The 17,721-nt window shown below is 55.7% G+C and carries 17 protein-coding genes; 11 read left to right on the top strand and 6 right to left on the bottom strand.

Going from position 1 to position 17,721, the window contains the following annotated elements:
* Positions 1-172: 172 nt before the first annotated feature.
* Complete coding sequence (pdxR, locus tag ACK3EW_RS21420) at positions 173-1,594, bottom strand: MocR-like pyridoxine biosynthesis transcription factor PdxR (protein ID WP_493807774.1); 1,422 nt, start codon at positions 1,592-1,594, stop codon at positions 173-175.
* 64 nt (positions 1,595-1,658) lie between these two features.
* On the opposite strand from pdxR, the gene ACK3EW_RS21425 reads away from it, so the two are divergent.
* The 6 genes from ACK3EW_RS21425 (at position 1,659) to ACK3EW_RS21450 (ending at position 8,968) form a co-directional block, all read left to right on the top strand.
* On the top strand, positions 1,659-2,360 hold the full coding sequence (locus tag ACK3EW_RS21425; RefSeq protein WP_493807775.1) for a pyridoxamine 5'-phosphate oxidase family protein: 702 nt from the start codon (positions 1,659-1,661) through the stop codon (positions 2,358-2,360).
* Between the two features lie 86 nt (positions 2,361-2,446).
* Complete coding sequence (locus ACK3EW_RS21430; RefSeq protein WP_300587964.1) at positions 2,447-3,055, top strand: FMN-binding negative transcriptional regulator; 609 nt, start codon at positions 2,447-2,449, stop codon at positions 3,053-3,055.
* Between the two features lie 494 nt (positions 3,056-3,549).
* Complete coding sequence (locus tag ACK3EW_RS21435; protein WP_493807776.1) at positions 3,550-4,947, top strand: TRM11 family methyltransferase; 1,398 nt, start codon at positions 3,550-3,552, stop codon at positions 4,945-4,947.
* Positions 4,916-5,983, top strand: a complete 1,068-nt coding sequence (locus ACK3EW_RS21440; RefSeq protein WP_493807777.1) for a phosphoribosyltransferase-like protein — start codon at positions 4,916-4,918, stop codon at positions 5,981-5,983. The genes ACK3EW_RS21435 and ACK3EW_RS21440 overlap by 32 nt, the downstream gene beginning before the upstream one ends.
* Positions 5,984-5,987: 4 nt before the next feature.
* Positions 5,988-8,006, top strand: coding sequence for an ORC-CDC6 family AAA ATPase (locus ACK3EW_RS21445; protein ID WP_493807778.1), 2,019 nt, complete (start codon positions 5,988-5,990; stop codon positions 8,004-8,006).
* On the top strand, positions 8,003-8,968 hold the full coding sequence (locus ACK3EW_RS21450; RefSeq protein ID WP_493807779.1) for a hypothetical protein: 966 nt from the start codon (positions 8,003-8,005) through the stop codon (positions 8,966-8,968). Before ACK3EW_RS21445 ends, ACK3EW_RS21450 begins: the two co-directional genes overlap by 4 nt.
* Before the next feature lie 178 nt (positions 8,969-9,146).
* Here the strand turns inward: ACK3EW_RS21450 and ACK3EW_RS21455 are convergent, their stop codons facing one another.
* Entirely contained in the window at positions 9,147-9,563 is a 417-nt protein-coding gene (locus ACK3EW_RS21455) for a GIY-YIG nuclease family protein (RefSeq protein ID WP_493807780.1), read from the bottom strand.
* The gene (locus ACK3EW_RS21460; protein WP_493807781.1) at positions 9,560-10,807 is read right to left on the bottom strand and encodes an IS256 family transposase; all 1,248 of its coding nucleotides are present in this window, start codon (positions 10,805-10,807) and stop codon (positions 9,560-9,562) included. The genes ACK3EW_RS21455 and ACK3EW_RS21460 overlap by 4 nt, the downstream gene beginning before the upstream one ends.
* 971 nt (positions 10,808-11,778) lie before the next feature.
* Between ACK3EW_RS21460 and ACK3EW_RS21465 the strand changes: the two genes are divergently transcribed.
* From ACK3EW_RS21465 to ACK3EW_RS21480, 4 genes are all read left to right on the top strand, one after another.
* Positions 11,779-12,042 (top strand): helix-turn-helix domain-containing protein, encoded by a 264-nt coding sequence (locus ACK3EW_RS21465; RefSeq protein WP_493807782.1) that lies wholly within the window; start codon positions 11,779-11,781, stop codon positions 12,040-12,042.
* Between the two features lie 100 nt (positions 12,043-12,142).
* A complete protein-coding gene (locus ACK3EW_RS21470; protein ID WP_493807783.1) occupies positions 12,143-12,412 on the top strand; it encodes a hypothetical protein in 270 nt (89 codons plus the stop codon).
* Positions 12,409-12,726, top strand: a complete 318-nt coding sequence (locus ACK3EW_RS21475) for a type II toxin-antitoxin system RelE/ParE family toxin (protein ID WP_493807784.1) — start codon at positions 12,409-12,411, stop codon at positions 12,724-12,726. Before ACK3EW_RS21470 ends, ACK3EW_RS21475 begins: the two co-directional genes overlap by 4 nt.
* A gap of 3 nt (positions 12,727-12,729) precedes the next feature.
* Positions 12,730-13,977 carry a hypothetical protein gene (locus ACK3EW_RS21480; RefSeq protein ID WP_493807785.1) on the top strand — a complete coding sequence of 416 codons (1,248 nt, stop codon included), beginning with the start codon at positions 12,730-12,732 and terminating at the stop codon, positions 13,975-13,977.
* A 33-nt stretch (positions 13,978-14,010) separates the two neighbouring features.
* On the opposite strand, the gene ACK3EW_RS21485 is transcribed toward ACK3EW_RS21480, so the two are convergent.
* Positions 14,011-14,178, bottom strand: coding sequence for a hypothetical protein (locus ACK3EW_RS21485; protein WP_493807786.1), 168 nt, complete (start codon positions 14,176-14,178; stop codon positions 14,011-14,013).
* Positions 14,179-14,408: 230 nt separating this feature from the next.
* Here ACK3EW_RS21485 and ACK3EW_RS21490 point away from each other — a divergent pair, with 230 nt between their 5' ends.
* Positions 14,409-14,855 (top strand): phasin, PhaP, encoded by a 447-nt coding sequence (locus ACK3EW_RS21490; protein ID WP_493809771.1) that lies wholly within the window; start codon positions 14,409-14,411, stop codon positions 14,853-14,855.
* Positions 14,856-15,004: 149 nt separating this feature from the next.
* Here the strand turns inward: ACK3EW_RS21490 and recD2 are convergent, their stop codons facing one another.
* Together recD2 and ACK3EW_RS21500 are read right to left on the bottom strand one after the other, a co-directional pair.
* Entirely contained in the window at positions 15,005-17,212 is a 2,208-nt protein-coding gene (gene recD2 / locus ACK3EW_RS21495; protein ID WP_493807787.1) for an SF1B family DNA helicase RecD2, read from the bottom strand.
* On the bottom strand, positions 17,209-17,673 hold the full coding sequence (locus tag ACK3EW_RS21500; RefSeq protein ID WP_493809772.1) for a thermonuclease family protein: 465 nt from the start codon (positions 17,671-17,673) through the stop codon (positions 17,209-17,211). The genes recD2 and ACK3EW_RS21500 overlap by 4 nt, the downstream gene beginning before the upstream one ends.
* Positions 17,674-17,721: the final 48 nt, after the last annotated feature.

Genomic DNA, 17,721 nt, shown 5'->3' on the forward strand with positions numbered 1-17,721 from the left:
CTCTCCTGTCCACCATGCCCGCCACGTCTTCGGCTTTGCCGACAGGACACTGTAACATCGATCACCATTCCCGTGCTGATGTATCGTATCGGGCGGGAAGCGGTCATTCGGGGTTACACCGCTTGACCGCATCATGAACGAGCGACCCGATGAACGGAGCGGCCTGCGCCAATTATCCTCTTCCTCGCGTAGTGATGGCCCGCGTCGCTCCATGAGCGGCAGCCCGGATTTCGGCGGTCTCGAAGCCAGAGTAGCCGATCACAAGCCCTTGTTGTGCAGGGGCCTTGAGGAACATCTGCGAAAGGCGGCGGCTGGTAAGTCCGCCCGCCTGCGCTAGGCGCTGCAGTTCGGCATCCACCTCGTCGCCGCGGGCATAAGCAATCAGATGCAGCCCCTGATCGGGGATCTTTACATCCAGCGGTGCTGCGGACAGCCCCTCGACCAGCGCATCCCGCGCCATCCGACAGCGTTTGCGGGCGCGGCGCAGGTGGGCGGCGTAATGCCCATCGGCGATGAATCGGGCCAGCACCGTTTCGATCAGCGGGTTGGGATAGCGGTCGGTCAGGTCGCGCAGTCTGCGGACGGTTTCGACAATCTCGGGCGGTAGCACCGCGTAGCCCAGCCGCAACCCAGGTGCCAGCGCCTTGGAGAAGGTGCCGAGATAGATGACGCGGCCCGCCCGGTCGATACCGTGCAGCGCGGCCAGAGGCGGGCCGGTGAAGCGGAATTCGCTGTCATAATCATCCTCGATGATCCACGCGCCAGCCCTTTGCGCCCAGTCCAGCAGCGCCAGACGGCGCGGCATGGAAAGCGTCGCGCCCAGTGGGAACTGGTGGGACGGCGTCAGATAGGCCGCCTCGGCCTCGGGCGCGGCAAGAACGCCTGCGGCGGGGTCAAGGCCATCCTGGTCCACCGGCACCGGGATGATTGCCAGCCCAAGGCTTCGGAACAGGTTCAGCGCCTGCGGATAACAAGGGTCCTCGACCCAGATCCGGCTGTCAGACGGCAGAAGCGCCCGAGCAATCAGCGACAGGGCCGATTGCGTGCCCGACGTGATCATCACCTGCTCGATCCCCGCACGGATGCCGCGCGTGGCGCGCAGGTAATCCACGATTTCACGGCGCAAGGACAGGTCACCGAAAGGATCGCCGTAATGCAGGAACTCCGGCGGCGGGCGCATCAGCACCTCGCGGAACAGGCCGCGCAGATCGCGCAGTGTCTTGTCGTCGGCCGTGCCCCCGCCCAGCTTGCCCGGTGCCGGGGGCGTGGGACCGGTTGGCACGGGCGCCTGCGGTGCGGTGCCGTGGGCGGCATGCTCGGGAACCTGCGCCGCAACATAGGTGCCGGCGCCAAGCCGCGCATCGACAAAGCCATCCGCCGCCAGCTGTTCATAGGCCGCGACCACGGCACCGCGCGCCAGTTTAAGCCGCTGCGCCAGCTCTCGGCTCGGCGGAAGCTTTTGCCCGGGCAGCAGGACCCGCGTCTCGATCAGCCGCCGCAACTCGGCCTGCAGCGCATCGCGGCGCGGCCCTGCGGCAGGCAGCACCGGGATCAGCGCGGACCAGTCGGGCAAATTGGTTCGATGTTTCTGCAAATGATTGGTCCTTTTGGGGTCCAATATTGCCTGCTACTCCGCCCGCAACAAGAGGAGACCCTCCATGACCGACGCCGCAACCCCGACCTATCCCGTCACCACCCGCAACCGCCTCAAGCGTCGGCATGACCGGGGCCGCTACGACCATGCCAGCGTCCATGCCATCCTGGATTCGGGGATGCTGTGCCATGTGTCCGATGTCATCGACGCCCAGCCCTATTGCACGCCGACCCTTTATTGGCGCGAGGGCACACGGCTTTACTGGCACGGGTCCTCTGCCAGCCGGATGTTGCGTGCGCAGGAAGGCGGCGTGCCGGTCTGTTTGACGATGGCGCATCTCGACGGGCTGGTAATGGCGCGGACGGGGTTCAACCACTCGGCCAACTACCGGTCGGTCATGTGCTTTGGCCAGGCCCATCTGATCGAGGGCGAGGCAAAGGTCGCCGCGCTTCACGCGATGATCGAGCGTTTCTATCCGGGCCGGGATGCCGGGCTGCGGCCCGTCTCGACGCAGGACATCAAGGCCACGACTGTCATCGGGATGGAGATCGAGGAAGCCTCGGCCAAGATCCGCGCGGCAGGGAACCTCGATGAGCCTGGGGACATGGACAATCCCAGTTGGGCCGGCGTGATCCCGGTTGCAATCGTGATCGGCGCGGCGCAGCCTTGCCCGAAGAACCCCGCCAAGCCCATCATGGCGGGGCTGGAAAGCTATGTCGCGGGGGCCCATCTCGATGCGGTTATCGCCGCGCTCGTGCCCCGTTGATCCCTTCCCAGGGCGGGTTGCCTGCGATCAGCGCGCGATGAAGCCCCCTGGTCCGTTACAGTCGCCTAGGGTTACAAGAGGTACAGATGCATCCCAATCCCGCCTTCCGGCGCGTTGACGCCGCGCAAAGCCTTGCACTGGTGCGGGCGCGTTCTTTTGGCATTCTGGTGGCCCAAGGCGCCGAGGGGCCGCTTGCAAGCCATATTCCGTTCATGCTGTCCGACGATGGGTCGGTTGTGGAGTTCCACCTTGTCCGCAACTCCGCCATGGCGCGCGCGATTGCCGATGGCGCGCCCGTGCGGCTGATCGTGGACGGCCCCGAGGGATACATCTCGCCCGACTGGTATGGGGTCGCCGATCAGGTTCCCACATGGAACTATGTCGCCGTGCATCTGGTGGGTGAGGCGCGGCTGAGTGATGAGGACGGCTTTCGCGATCTTCTGGATCGGCTTTCGGCGCATTTCGAAGCGCGGCTTCTGCCGAAGAAGCCCTGGACCTCTGACAAGATGGCCGAGGGCGTGATGGAGCGGATGATGCGCGGCATCGTGCCCTGCGTCATGCGTGTCAGCGACCTGCAGTCCACCTGGAAGCTTGGCCAGAACAAGACCGAAGACGCGCGCGCTGGGGCAGCCAAAGGGCTGGAGGGTCAGGGCAACGCCGCATTAGCTAATCTGATGCGCAACCCGCCTGCGTAGCGAGGTGTCACCAAGCTTATGCCGGTCGTTCGAGTCGGATCGTGCTCCTGTCCTTTTGGCAGTGGCGACCCGTAACCGCTCGTCAGAGCTGGCTTGGAATGAGTGTTCACTCCATGCAATTCACATCGCGCTCTTGAACGTCCGGTCCCGGCGGGAAGCCGACTTTCGCTGCATCTGCGAGCGCAACAAATCCAAACGGTCAAAGCAGACACTGAATTTCTGACTGCGCCGGGTGCCAGTTGATTATGATTGCGGGGCGCGAGGGGAACATTCTCCTCGGCGAGGAAGGCACTGGTTTTCAAGTAGACATCCCCGGGTGTTGCCTCTTGCCGGCTCGAGATAAGCACACAATATCAGATGCTTGCCTAGTAATCGAGCGCCCTTCCAATTTGCGATCGATGCAGCTAACCTGCAGAGCAATAGGCGCATTGGAAATGCCTGAGCCATTCAGGGCCAACCATCAAGCACGAGATAATCGGTGACAGTACAGTTAAATGAATAAGGAAATCAGAAAAGACTTACGCGTCACGAAACCGCGCGCAACTCTGCAGTGCTTTCAGCCTACGTGCCACTTTCCTGAAGACACAGGGGCGCAACTATCCGAATTCCTTTCAGAATATGTAAGATCAGGCGGGCTGACAATAGAGGTATCTTTTCGAGAGCTTGTGCCTTGGGTACATGGCGGAAGTCGGGCTAGTCATTACTTGCATAGTTATCCAGCCAAGCTTCTTCCCCAAATCGCTCATTTCTTTCTGGCGAACGCGATTCTCTGCCCCCCTGGTGGCGCTGTGCTAGATCCTTTTTCAGGGTCTGGAACTGTTGCACTTGAGACGATTCTTTCTGGGCGGGATGCCTACTATTGCGATGTAAATCCGTTTGCGCGATTTCTGACCAAAGGCAAGACAACGGCCTTGTCAAAATCTGAAGTAGAATGCGCTATGAAACAGGTGCAGGACGCTTACGCAAAAAACCATCTTCTCAAGACGCCCACGCCTGACGTTGTCAACCTAGCCTACTGGTACAATCAGACAACGTCGAAAAACCTGTCGAGGTTAAAAGCGGCAGTATCCAAGGTGTCAAGTGAAGACGCACAACACTTTCTGAGCATTTGTTTTTCGTCCGTTGCGAAGAAATTGAGTCGTGCAAACCCCAGATTCTCAGTTCCAGTTCGCCTGAAGAAGGATGGGGAGCCTGTCGATATCGTCGCGAATTCAGAACAAGTATGGGACAGCTTTGAGAAAACAGTATCAAAGGCGAAGCAAAAAGTAAGCGATCTCTTGAAATCGCCATCCTTAGGGAAAGCAACCCTAGTTTCAGACAATGTTCTCAATTTAGGTACCAACTGGCCTACCGAAGGTCGCCGTTGCGGCGAGATGGATCTAATTATCACTTCGCCTCCCTACGCCGGAGCACAGAAATATGTACGGGCCACAAGTCTCTCTATGGGTTGGCTAGATCAGGTCAGAGCGAGTGAGCTTACAACAATAGAAAAGCAAACTCTTGGAAGAGAACACCTTCCAAAGAAAGCGATACATAACCTCGAACCCACCACAATCAGTGCCGCAGACGAATTGATTCTTTCGATAGCGTCTGAGAATCCAACACGAGCCGCAATCGCTTCGGTCTTTCTGAACGAGATGAGGTGTGCAGCGGTACAGGCCATGAGCGCACTCAAGGTGGGTGGGTACGCTGTGGTTGTAATGGCTGATAACACAATATGTGGACGGAGTTTTCCAACAACGAGCTATACGGCTGAAATGTTCAGACGAGCCGGAGGTGTTCAAGTCTTACAATTAAACGACAAGATTGTTTCTCGTAGCTTGCAAACCAAGAGAGCTTCCACTTCCTCGAGCATAAGTCATGAAAAAATCATGGTTTTCAAGAAGGCATAACAAATTGAATAGTATAGACGAAATTCTTGGAATAGATGACGATCATCCTGCTGCGCTCTCCTCGGATACTTTCGAATTTTTACGTTCAAGGATTACAGTCTTGAACATTAGGTCTTGGGAAAACAAACTTCAGTGGAACACTGTCGAAAAGTGGCTTGATAACTTCGATGGTCGATCAGGTCAAAGCAAGGAGGTCGAGCAACTTCACGCCCTATTTATCTTGTCAAAGTTCATGTATTTTGGCGGTCGCGAAGTGCGGGTGCTACTTAGAGCACTCTACCGAGAAAAGATCGTAGTACCGTTTGTTCAACGAGCTCGAAGTTCTCAACAAAATACACGTGATCTCGACATGATTGAAGCTCAGCTCAGTATCATGTTGGACAACACCAAAATACTGGGTATCGGCAATCCCTCCGAAAGTGGGCCGCACCTTTTGTACTTCTTTCGTCAGGAGAATTCACTGTCAAAGACGCGTTTCATGGGCGCCTCGGAGATCATGGAAGCGACACGCACTCAGGATGGCTTCTTCAGTCGAACAATCCGCCACCCAAATGTGACAGATTACTTTTTCATCGATGATGTTTGCGGATCAGGTGAGACTGCCCGCAAATTTTCCGAAAGCGTCTTGGAAGAGATCGCTTCGATGGTCGACGCGTCTAAGGTGAGCTTTCACTACTACTCGATTTTTGGAACTGAAGCGGGCATCAAGGAAATCCGGGACAAGACAGTGTTTGGTCAAAATAGCGGCGCAATTTACGAGCTCGACGAGACGTTTGCATCTCTTTCGGCGAACTCGCGTTTTCTGAAGGACCACCCAGATGACATTGACCCGGAAATTGTGCGTAGCGTGTGTCTTTACTACGGAGAGCTGCTCTGGCCAGGCCTGCCAGGTGGATTTGACAACAATCAACTCGTTCTAGGGTTTGGCCACAACACTCCCGACAACACTCTGCCGATTTTCTGGGGACACCGCGATCATACTGCACAGATCCCGTGGGAGCCCGCATTCCAGAGACACTGGAAATATGGATACTAGTCATATGACACAGAACCCATTCGATACTCCGAAGGCATCGCATTTCACCGCTGACGAAATCCTTGACCTCTACGTCGATGCGACCGGCGACAATGAAGAAGTTGTAGCTCGGCTTCTTGAGCCTACTTCTACCACGCCATTGAGACTGTTGGGTGGCAAGGGAAGTGGCAAGACTCACTTGTTGCGTTACTGTTCTCACTCAGTCAGGAAGCGCAAGTTTGGTGACAATTTAGTCCAGGCGATTAGAAACGACGGCTACATCGGCCTATACATCGACTCGGGTGCCTTGAACGCCCAAAAGTTCTTTGGAAAAGGTATGGAGCGTGAGCAGTGGCAAAGTGTTTTCGGCTACTACTTTGAGATGTGGTTGGTTCACCATTTCTTGACTGTATTGCAACAGTTGCCCACGGTGTCAGAAGGCGATGTTTTCCTAAACTTAGATCAGTTCCTGTCAGAGGTCAGAAACTGTTTTGACGTCGATGTCGGTCACGAATTTGATAGTTTGGAGGGCTTACTCGCATTCTTAACTCGCCTTCGAAAGGACGTCGACTATCGGTCGAACAATGCGGCTTTACAAAAGGATATCTTTAACGATCTTAAAATTCTCTTCTCCCCGGGTCGACTCATTTTTGGCACTGCCAAAGCGCTTCATGCTGCATGCACCGAAATCGGTGGCGCAACGGTCTGCTACATGATTGACGAAGCTGAGAATTTCAGTGAGCTCCAGCAAACATTCATTAATTTCCTGATCCGCTATCGAGAAGGGCGCGTAACATTTCGAGTTGGCGCACGTCTTTACGGTATTCACACAAACGATACTATGAATGACGGTGAGCCGATCAAGCGAGGATCGGAGTATGATGAAGTTAGGCTTGATGATTTCTTAAGGGGCCTCGGGGACGCAGAGTATCGCGACTTCTCAGCTAAATTGATTGCGAAAAGGTTGAATCAAGCTGGGATCACTTGCTCCCAAGAGAGGAAGAACAAACTTTCACAAGAGTTTGAAAGTGTTGATCCAGCCAACGACTATTCTGACGAATGCTTGGAAATCCTGCGAAGGACCGATCAGGGCAACCGTGAACGCCCGTATTTTAAGAAGTTTCGCTCAACTTTACTTACAAGAACTACAATAGACGAAAAGTCAGTTGATGAAATTATCGACCAGCTACAATGCAAAGAACGTCCACTCATAGAGAAGACAAGTTTGCTCTTATTCTATCGGAGAGCTCCTCGAGAGGTCGGTACTGCCAAGATGGCGGCAAAAGAAATAGCGGATAGCGCCAAAGCTTATTCCGAAGGAGATAAGGCGAAGGGTAGACTACACCTAAACGTGCTAGCGTACTATAAATCTGACCTTCTGGCACAACTGTACAGGGAAGCGAGACAGCCAGTTGCCTATTGTGGCTTCGACACTATCGTGACTCTTTCCCAAGGAATTCCGAGAAACCTTTTGATGCTTCTAAAGCACATTTACCGTCGGTCTCTTTTTGCTGGTGAGCAACCGTTCGAAGGGGGTGTCATTAGCAAGCATGCGCAAACAGACGGTATCAAAGATGCATCGCAATGGTTCTGGGAAGACGCACAGCCCGAAACAAATGCAGCATCTGTTCGGCTTAGCATAGAGGCTGTCGCAAGGTTGTTTCGAACGGTTCGATATAGCGCAAAACCGTCGGAGCCGGGACTTTCTTCATTTAGTGTTCGAGAAAGTGAGCTGACTGAAGAAGCTAGGAAGACCTTACGTACCGCTCAAAACTGGTCTCACCTGATACACGTTCCTCATGCAGGCAGTGACAAGAATACGGAAGAACGGAGATACAAGTACCAACTCGTACCCATGTTGGCGCCAAAATGGGATGTTTCATACACCATCCGAGGAACGATCGAACTCGATGATGATTTTGCCAACGCTCTGTTCGACGAAGGCCACCGAGACAATTTAGGTATGCTGTTCAAGAAGCGAACTGAGCCGATGCTTGAAGTGGGCATTTTCCGCGTTGACCCAGATCAGGACGTACTATTGTGATCTCTAGAACTGAAGTTTCCTACCTAATTGATTCAAAGCAAAGAATTGAAAACTTTGATGCTCTTGGCAAGTTCGATGTATTCATTTCTGCATTCAATCATAGTGAACGCGTCAGGCATGTATTCGCGAATATCCAAGCAAGTAAGAAGCATTGGTGGATACTCCCAGAATATCACTATTCCGACCAAGACTTAAACGAGATTTCGATTGATCTTTCGCGGATAGAAGGACTACCTGAAAACGAAGCCGAACTTGTTCTCAAAGGTGTACATGATTCAGGACTAGCTGAACCAGCAGCTCTTTCTGTTTGCATCGATATAACAGGCTTTATGCGGCATCACATTTTTATGCTTTTAAAGTACTTTGAAGCGTCCAGAGCGAAATCGTTGTCAGTAATCTATTCGGAGCCGGAGCGGTACTCCAGAGGAGCAGACACGAGCTTCTCTCTTGAGGATATCCAGGACGTTCGGCAAGTTTCAGGCTTCGAGGGTGTTCACGTTCCGGATACTGGCCGGGATGTCTTACTTCTCGGTGTCGGATACGATCACTATCTAATGGGGCACGCAATTCGTTATAAAGAGAGTGCTCGGTTACTTCAACTATTGAGCCTCCCGTCATTGACTGCCGACATGTATCAAGAGAGCCTTATCCGAGTTGATAAAGTTGACACAGACGAGCTTAATCCACCCGGAAGAACAGAGCAGTTCTGCAGTGCCAACGATCCTTTTTTGGTCGCTGCAAGTGCTTCGCGATTGTATCACAGAGAGCTGAGAAACAGTGGTATATCAAATTTCTACTTGTGTCCGTTAGCTACAAAGCCTCAGGCCCTTGGATTTGGGTTGTTTTACCTGCGCGAGCTTACGGGTACACCCTCCAGCGTATTCTTTCCATTCCCACGCAACTACAGTAAAGCTACGTCAAAGGGGATCGGTAGGACATGGCTCTATCCTATCGTTTTTTGACTTTCATAGTGACCCAATGGAACTCTCCGATGACGCGAGTATCGTCATGCTGCCTCTATCAGCAATCAAGGCCAGCTTTGACAAGCCACGTTTCATAATCGGTAACATCTTTGAATGTCAGCTTTAGTGAATGCCGCAAGCTAAAATTGAGCCAATGTCGAATGTCCGCTTAGGGCCGTCAGGCACCAAGTCGTTTTAGGTAGGTTTCCTGGTCTTCGTACTCTATCTGTGTCCACTCATCGGCGTCTTGGAATGATGGATAAGCGGTATTTCGCTTCGGCCCGATTGATCGAATGAGTAAGGCCTCTAGATCGCCGATTGTGGTGTTGGTATCGCCCGTCAAGTCTTCTGAAGGCGTATCTAGTTCCAAGATACCGGTGTCCGGAATCGGCCCGCCTATGGGACGAAATCCGAACCACGAGAAACGATCCCATCGATTAGCCAAATGATCGTCCAAGTGATCCTTGAGACGCTTCCCAAGTCCTTGAGCTCTTGTTAGACCGACGTAAGAGGGGCCGTACTCGTCATAAAGGATATAAATTCCCTGCTGAAATCGGAGAGTTATTGTCAAATCTGGTGTCCAAGCGATCATCATGCGGCGGTTAGCTGCTGGTTTATTGACTTGATGCCGTTGACGAAATCGACGCCCTGGATGACGTCGGCGAGATGAACGAAGCCGCGCAGCTTGCGCCAGCTTTGCTCAGCGCATTGTCCGAGTTTGAACATCATGTGAAGCATGCCGTCCCGGCTGAGACAGCCTTTGGTGCGCTTGGTCCGGTGCCGGATCGTGGCGAACGCGCTTTCGATCGGGTTTGACGTCCGGATGCTCTGCCAATGCTGGGCTGGGAAGTCGTAGAATGTCAGCAGTTCATCCCGATCCTTGATCAGGCATTCGGTCGCCTTCGGATATTTCGCCTCGAAGTTTTCGATGAACAGATCGAACGCAGCATGGGCATCCTCGCGGGTCTCGGCCTGCCAGATGTCGTGAAGCATCTTCTTAGCCTTGGGCTGGGTGCGCTTGGGGAGGTAATTGAGCACATTGCCCGTTTTATGCATCCAGCAGCGCTGTTGGCGCGTGGTTGGAAGAACCTCTTCCAATGCCGCCCAGAACCCCATGGCCCCGTCACCGGTGGCCAGCTTCGGAGCAGCGAGCCCACGGGCTTTGAGGCCGAGAAGCACCTCGCGCCAGCTTTGCGTGCTTTCCCGGACGCCATCTTCAATGGCCAGGAAGTGCTTCTCGCCACGGGCGTTGACCCCGATCACAACGAGCACGCAGAGCCGATCATCAGTGTCACGGAGCCCGCTGTAGATGCCGTCCGCCCAGATATAGACCCACTCGTCACGGCTCAGATCGGCCTTGCGCCAATCATTGTATTCCGCCGCCCACTGGCCTTTCAAACGTGAAATTGTCTTGGCAGAGAAACCGGTGGCCTCCGGGCCCAAGAGCATCTTCAGAGCCGCGCCCATTTCGCCTGTCGAGATACCCTTGAGATAGAGCCAGGGCAGCGCGGCTTCGATAGTTTTGGCCTTTCGGACGTAGGGCGGCACAAGCGCCGAGCGGAATGTCACGGGCTTGCCGTCCTTCGCCCGTACCTTCGGCACTTTCACCGTGACCGGTCCGATCCCGGTCTGCATCGCGCGCTCTGGATGATATCCGCTGCGAACAACCGCAGCACGGCCTTCTGCTGTCCGGCGTTCAGCAAACGCGGCGAGAAAGGCGTCTCTCTCAGCTTCAACAGCGGCCTGAAGCAATTCCCGGGCTCCTTTTCGCAGAAGGTCTGTCAGCGGGTCCGTGATGGCGTCTCGACCCGCAAAATCGATGATGGTAGCGTCGTCCATGATGGTGGTGCTCCTTTGGATGGTGGCTTGTGTCGCAACAACAAACCAACCAGATGCACCGCCGTCATTCAAATCGCCCAGACACCAGATTCAGCCATAACTCGAAATCGGAAGTCAGCAATCTGAATGGTGCCTCGATTGGCGCCTTTCCTGCCTAGGAGGCGAAAACTGTTTTTATATCCCTGCCCAGGATTCCAGTCGATCTCGCTTTGCCTCCAAAACAGCCCGAAGCTCGTGACTTTCATGAAACCAACTTTCCCTTGAAGCACAAACCACTAAGGTGAGGGGTACCAGCTACTCGGAACATGTGTCAAACCCCCTTGGTGGTGAAGCTGCATGGCAGCAACGATGATAATCGCAGACGGCAGATATGGGCCGATCAAACCGTTTTTTGAGCAAGGCGACGTGATGGTCGATTGCAATGAATGGGCCGGGCTACATCAACGCCACATCAACAGTCGAACGAGGTTTTTTGAAGGTGGTTGACTGCCAATTTGCTCGAATGTTGTTGGATGTGGGTTTGAAAATGGCCGCAGTTCAAAGGCTTGCATCTTAAGTGATTGATTTAACGTTATTTTCCACTTATCGGCCATTTGGGCTCATAACCTGAAGGTCGTAGGTTCAAATCCTACCCCCGCAACCAAAATAAATAAATAAATCAAATGCTTGCGTGATGGTAATCTGATACCCCATGCTATTTTGCGGTTTACGTCAACGCCACGTCAACACCGCTCCAGAAAAACAACATTCGTCCACAATCGCGTGCGTTCGCATACGGCCCACGCGCACTCACCGACATTCAACCGCCCCAAAATCGACGTTGGCCGCTTCCATGACGGTTACCTTATTCAGCAAATGTGGGGTTTTGATCTGATCGAATCTCATCGTTTTTACCGTTTACGATAAATTTCAGTGAAAGCCCCATGGGGTCTCCATCCTTGTATAAAGCGGAAGGGTGAAGCTCTTGGTTAATGGTGAGAGATGATCTGGGCCGCCTTACCCGCGAGGTCCGGAGCGATCGGACTATTAGCCTTGAACAGTTAGCGCTGCTGACAGGTATCTGCGCACCTGCTTTGTCCGAAATCGCAAATGAACAGCGAGACCCACGGATAGCAACTCTAAACCGGATCGCTGAAGCGTTACCTTTGTCTCTTGCATTTTTGAATGCCGGCCGGGTGGGCGTTGCAGAGCGCGCCGGACAGTCGCGATTAGCAGGCTACGATGTCGAAGAATAGCAGTGACCTCATGGTGCGGTTGGGTGTGGTTGGGGAATCGTCCATCTTGTCACAGCGCCGTGTGATGTGTAGATTACTAGGTCATACTTGAGGCTTCGCTATGACAGTCAAAACCACGCTCAGTTTCACAGATCGCCATCATCGTTTCCTAACTGACAAAGTAGGTGAGGGCGTCTTCGCCTCGCAGAGCGCGGCTGTAGCGGCAGCGCTTGAACAGATGATCCGGGATGAAGAAGAGCGCGGGATTGCGCTTGATGCCATGGTAGATGAAATCCGCGCGCGCATGCGAACACCAAATGCGGAATATGTAGATCCCGAAGACGCCTTTGCGGCGGCCCGCGCCCGTATCGGCGTCGTGCGGCAGGGATGACATATCGAATCCGGTTTCACCCGGCTGTCGCGGATGACTTGGCATCGATCGTGGAGCTGATCGCCGATTACGCTGGGCCGGAGGCGGCCGAGCGGCGGCTTTCAGAGATTGAGGCCGTAATTTACAGTCTGGCTGACACTCCTCTAAAAGGCAGCGTTCGCTCAGAAATCGCTCCGGGTCTTCGCGCGATACCGGCAGGACGCAAGGCGGTCATTGCCTTTACTGTCAACGAGGCCGAGCGCGAGGTCTTGGTGCATGTCATCGGTTATGCTGGTTCGGACTGGATCGCGCGCAGCACCGCGCGGCGGCGTTAGGGGATGGCGAAGGCAGCAGCACATAAATGGGCGTTCAAGCCGGGCATGCGGGCGGGCGCTTACAGCTGGCGGTCATCGTCCAAGGCCATTGAACGTCTGAAATCCGCAAGCTCAGAAATTCGGGCTGTAGCACGGGTCGATCCTGCGACAGCGGCAGAAGGTGTCATAGCGCTTGCGCAGCGCATCTGGCCAGCCTTTGAGCATATCGACACGTCTTCGGGCGCGCTAGGCAATGCCGTGCGCCGGACGCTCGAGGAATTGCTGCCGGTCCTCATCGATGCGCCCGCTGATGAAAAAACTCGCGCGAAATGGCTTGAACAACTGCGCGAGGCGATCGAAGACGACGGTGTGGATTATCTCGCGCCGATCGCAGACCGATTTGGCCAAATCGCAGCTTATCCTGCGCTGATGAGTCTCCACGCCGACCGGGACCTCGAAATGATCGAGGCAGCTTGGTCCGACCACATGCACTTTATTCATGTGCCAACGGGGACGCTGACGCTGTCTTGCTTGTTAGAGGCTGGGCGGTATGACGAGTTGCTGGAGCTTCTTGAGCGGAAAAAGACACGCCTCTGGTTTGATGAGAAATTTGGCGCCGAGGCACTGCTGCGCCAAGGACGCGAGGATGACGCTCTTGCCCGTGCTGAGGCATTGCTCCTGGATCAGCGTCGACAATGGGGCCATGTCGAGATTGCTGCGTTCTGTGAACGCATTCTCGTAAGTCAGGGCCGCGAGGAAGAAGCCTATCGCCGCTTTGGCCTGCCCTCGGTCTCGGGCAACACCTATCTCGCGATGTGGCGCGATCTGGTGAAGCGTTACCCCGACCTCGACGCGCGACGAATCCTCGAAGATTTGATCGACACGCATGGCACGAAAGGAAAGTGGTTTGCCGCCGCGAAGACAGCGCGGTTCCTCGATATCGCGCTTGACTGTGCCGCACATCACGATGCGGCACCTGCGACCCTGATCCGCGCAGCACGGGACCTGAAACTCAAGGAACCGGGCTTCGCGATGGCGGTCGCTTTGCAGGCCATTCGACATCTGCTCGAGGGCCGTGGGTATGAGCCGAGCCCGATCGACATCGATGAAGCTGTTGAGCACCTGATGGTAGCGGCTGCGCGTCTTGATGAGGTGGATCAGGCGCGGCAAGCGCTTCAGCGAATTGCAGGGTCCGCGCTTTCGGCGGGGCTGATGGCCGAACGGCTGGCGTGGAATATTGCGGCCCTTTCGGAAGCAGATCGCGACGGCTGACTCAGCTAGGCCGCTAGTTTGCCGCTGAGCCACTCATCCAGCTTCGACCAGCGCCGCCGCGCCGAGATTTTTTTTCGCCAAGATCGCCACAGCCTTCGTCTGGCAAACGCGAACGATAAGCTTCTTGCCCGGTGTGATCCCGGTATAGATCTGGTTGCGCTTCAGCATTGGGTAGTGCTGTTTCTCGATTGGGATAACCACGGCGGGATATTCCGCCCATCCCTCTTGTAGAGGGTCGTGACATAGGCTGGGACCAGCGTGTCGTAGGGTGGTTTCGCGATGCGAAGAGACACTGAATTGCACGCATGCATCCCCAACCAAAAATGCTGCACCGCAGAAAATCCTTGCAATGCTGCAACGCAGCAAATACGTTTAAAGCATCACCAAAGGACAGCGGGGTGGACCCGCCGAGCAAAGAAGGATTTGCGACAATGAATAAAGCGACAGACATGGCGGCGACCCTCAAGGAGATGATGGACGCGTTCCCGGTTGATACCAAATCGATGGAAGAGGCGTACAAGAACTCGCTGGCCCTGACCGAAAAACTGTCTCACGTTGCCATCGAAGCAGCAGACAAGTCGGCTGAAATTTCCCAGAAATGGACCAAGGACACGCTGGCGAAACTGGCTGAGATGTCGAAAGCCAAAGCAGAGCCGGCCGATTATGCGCAGGCGATGAGCGATTTTGCATCTGCCCAGGCAGACGTCGCAACCGAGAGCATGGCGGCCTTCGCAGAACTTGCAAAAAAACTCCAGATGGAGACCTTTGAGCTCATGATGGCTGCCAGCAAGGATTTCTCGGGCGAAGCGGCGACTTCTTTCAAGAAGGCATCCGCCGACGCGGGTAGCGCTGTAAAAAAAGCGGCAGCTGCTGTCTGAACTTCACGCTATCGGGTGTGGCACTGCACCCAGGTTTTGAGCCACTATTGTACGGTCGGATTCCCAGGGGTCCGGCCGTATTTCGTGACCATGGTGAGGAACGATCGGACTTGGAACGGATGTGCAAGCGTTCACCTCATATTCGAACATTATCGCGTATTGATATTGACGCCTACCAAGGGGTCTTCCGCCAACCATTCATTCAGTTTTGACCACCTCTGGCGCCCCGCCACATTTTTCACCGCGATGGCCACAGCCTTTTTTTGTCCGACCAGCACGACAAGCTTCTTGCCCCGCGTGACCCCGGTATAGATCAGGTTGCGCTGAAGCATCGCGTAGTGCTGTGTCATGACTGGGATGACCACGGCGGGGTATTCCGACCCCTGGCTTTTGTGAATCGTGGCTGCATAGGCTGGGACCAGCGTGTCGAGTTCGCCAAAGAGGAAGCTCACCGTGCGGCCATCGAAGTTCACGGCAACCTCGCCGTCGTCGAGGTCGACGTCTTCGATCATGCCGATATCCCCGTTGTAGACGTCCTTGTCGTAATCGTTCTCGATCTGCATCACCTTGTCGCCCGGCGCGAAGGTCCAACCGAAGCGCTCGACCTTCTTCTCCCCGGCAGGGTTCAGCGCGGCCTGAAGCTCGATGTTGAGGGATCGCGCGCCGACCCCGCCGCGGTTCATCGGGCAGAGGACTTGAATGTCCTTGATCGGGTCGAAACCGAACCGCTGCGGGATACGCTTGGCCACCAATTCGACGATCCGCGGTACGCCCTGCTCCGGATCCGCGGCCGGAACAAAATAGAAATCCGCCTCGCCATCGGGTTTGCCGAGATCGGGCAAGCGGCCTGCATTGATGGCATGCGCCGTCGTGATGATCTTGCTCTGGGCTGCCTGCCGGAACACCTCGGTCAGACGCACCACGGGCACTGCGCCGGAGCCGATGATGTCTGCCAAGACCTGGCCAGGGCCAACCGAGGGCAACTGGTCGATGTCGCCCACGATGAGCAACGCTGCGGTGCTGGGCACGGCTTTCAGAAGCGATTGCATCAGAAGAACATCGACCATCGAGCTCTCGTCCACGACCAACAGATCGCAGTCGAGAGGGTTTTCCTCGTTGCGTTTGAAGCCGAAGGCCTTCGGGTCAAACTCCAGCAGCCTATGGATGGTCTTGGCCTCCATGCTGGTGGCTTCGGTCATCCGCTTGGCTGCGCGGCCGGTGGGCGCACAGAGCAGCAGCTTCACGCCCTTGGCAGCCAGAATCCGCAGGATCGAGTTTACGATGGTGGTCTTGCCCACCCCGGGACCGCCGGTGATCACCGTGAGCTTTGAGCGCAGTGCCAGGCGGATTGCCTCGGCTTGGCTGGCAGCAAGTGTGAGGCTCGTCTTTTGCTCGATCCATGGCAGGGCCTTGTCCGCATCGATCTTGGGCCAGGGCAGGGCGCCCGCATCGATGCGCTTCACATGCGCGGCGATCCCGCGCTCCGCATGATAAAGCCCGGTCAGGAAAATACAGTCTGCATCTCCCACGCGATCCGCCGTGACGGTGTCCTCGGCCAGTTCCTCTTGCAACGCGCTGTCGATCAGGCGACGCTCTACTTCGAGCAGCTTGCCCGCAAGACCGATCAGCTCCGCCCGCGGGAGGCCGCAGTGGCCATCCCCCATGGCTTCACTCAACGCGAACGAAATCCCCGCTCGCACACGGATCATCGCCGTCTTCTCGATGCCCAGCTTTTCGGCAATCCGATCGGCTGTCCTGAACCCAATGCCCCGGATGTCTTTGGCCAGTCTGTAAGGGTTCTCACTCATCACCTGGACGGCATCTGTCCCGTATGTCTTGAAGATACGAACAGCGCGTGCTGTTCCCACTCCGTGTTGGTGCAGGAAGACCATGATCTCGCGGATTACCTTCTGATCCGCCCAGCCGGCCGTGATCTTGGCCGCGCGCATCGGCCCAATGCCAGTGACTTCGCGCAGGCGCTCGGGCGCTGCCTCGATGATGTCGAACACATCCTTGCCGAATGCCTTGACCAGCCGCTTGGCATATACCGGCCCGATGCCGCGGATCATCCCAGAGCCCAGGTACTTCTCGATGCCTTCGACCGTCGACGGCTCATGGGTCTTGAGAAAGTGAGCTTTGAATTGCAGACCGTGATTGCGGTCATTGATCCAGACGCCCGAGGCTGTGATCCACTCGCCTGCAGAAATCATCGCCGCGTGCCCGACCGTGGTTACCAGGTCCCGGTGCCCGCGCGCCTTCACCCGAAGCACGCAGAAGCCGCTCTCCTGGCTGTGGAAGGTCACCCGTTCTACCAAGCCAGCGAGGACCTCCGTCGTGCTCTCGGCCGATGACGTCATGGAAGGCGCTGTCCGCGTCGCCAATCCCACGGCAGCACGAATTGCCCGGACCAAATATTACGCCCAGCGCTGCGGGCTGCAGTTTCTGCATCACTGTAATCGCGAGAATATCGACGATAAGCGACAGCCCATCCTTCGCTGACCAGCCAGCGGTTCAGATCTTGGTTGCCGTGTCTGCAAACAGCGATTGCACGACCATAGCGGTCCACGTCGCGCACCGAGCAGTTGACCGTGCGCCGACCAATCCGGTCCGAGAGGGCGAAAGCGGCCTGTTGCCCGCAGCGCCACCGAGCGCCAGATGCGCGCATGCACGATTGCCGGCTCTCAGGGGCATCAATCCCGTGCAGGCGGATGCGGACCCCGCGGATTTCAAGCGTATCGCCGTCTATGACGCTGGCCACGCCAACCAGATCACTTGCAACAGCATGCGTCGGCGCCAACGAGGTCGCGACTGCCAACACAATCGCCCGTATGATTGCCCATGTCTTTCGACCGGCCGAACGGCTCGA

The sequence above is a fragment of the Marivita sp. NO-S04 genome (genome assembly GCF_059070475.1).